General features: G+C 68.1%; 1 protein-coding gene. It reads right to left on the reverse strand.

Annotated features, from left to right (window positions below):
* The coding region (locus tag ACYVDE_RS22995; protein WP_460503861.1) for a hypothetical protein at positions 1-1,329 on the reverse strand (1,329 nt) is incomplete at both ends.

Below are 1,329 nucleotides of genomic sequence, written 5' to 3' on the forward strand. Positions count from 1 at the left end.
GTGGCCGCGGGCCGGGCTCGGGAACAGGCTCACCTGCTGGCTAAGCTGGGCCGAAGCCGTGCCCAGCACCCGCTGCTGAGTAATGAGCAGCGAGAAGCGGCCCATGGTCGGGGCGCCAGCCGCCAGCCCGAAGCGGTAGCTGGTGGCCGCGCTCAGGTCGGTTTGGGTGCCCGTCTGGGCATCGCGGAGGTAGGCGTAGGTGCCGGCGGGCAGGTTCAGCAGCTCCAATGCCTGCAGCGTGTACGTGCCGGGCTGAGTTGCCTGCACCCGCAGGTTTACCACCACATCAGCCGTGCCCAAGGTCGGTAGGGCATTGATGGACAAGGCCTGCCCGGCCGCTTCGCTGGCCAGCAGACCCGCGCCACCAGCGGGCAGCTTGGGGGCATCGAGCGCCGCATCGAGGCCAGTGGTGGCCGAAGCCGCGAAGTACACCACGGCCTCATCGGCGGGGACGTTGGTGGCACTCAGCGCCAAGCGCACCAGCGGGAAGGTGGTGGCCGTGCGGTTGAACACCGGATTGGCGTAGCTGGTGAGGCGGGCGGCGTTGGTGAAATTGACGGCCCCCGGGGTGCCGGCCGTGCTGGTGCGGACGAAGAAGCCCTGGCCCAGCGCCAGCTGGTTGGTGCCGCCGTTGGTGCCGATGCCTCCGGCGTAGGCAGAATACGTGCCTGCGTATTGGCCCGAGGAATGGTACACGTACACGGCCGCATTCACGCCGCTCAGCGCCACTTGGTCCCAGTCGAGCGGGGCCGGGTAGGGATTACCCAGCAGGTGCCAGCCGGCATCGGCCGCCGAGCCACGGGTCAGATTGCCCACGCTGACGGGGCCGTTGTTCAGGGTGCCCACAAAATCTACGGTCTGGCTGACCGGGATATTCACGGTGTAGCCCTGGCCGGGCACCAGCGCATCGGTGAGGGCGGCGGGTGACAGCCAGCCCTGGTTGAAGCCGGGAGCGGCCGCAGTCAGGCGCGCCTCGTCGTAGTCGAAGATGGTGGGGAACGGGTTCACTGCGCTGCCTTGGGTGTTGTAGTTTGCATTCACTACCGGTGTAAAGCCACTGGTCGTCAGGTCGGCCACGGTGGTGTTTTGCACCGGGGCGGCGTAGTGACGGTAGCCCAGGCCGGTGGGGTTGGGGCCCGTGCCGGTGGCGGGGTTGAGCGTGGGGTCAATGTAGCGCTGCACCGTTGCGTTGCCGCTCACCACGGCCGCGCCGTTGTTTACCACCATGGCGGTGCCCGTGGCATCCGAGAGCAGCGTGAGGGGCTGACCGTTGGTGGTCAGGCTGCCGTTCAGCGTCAGTACCTGTCCAATGCTGGCCGGGGCGCTCAG

The organism is Hymenobacter agri, from assembly GCF_054778495.1.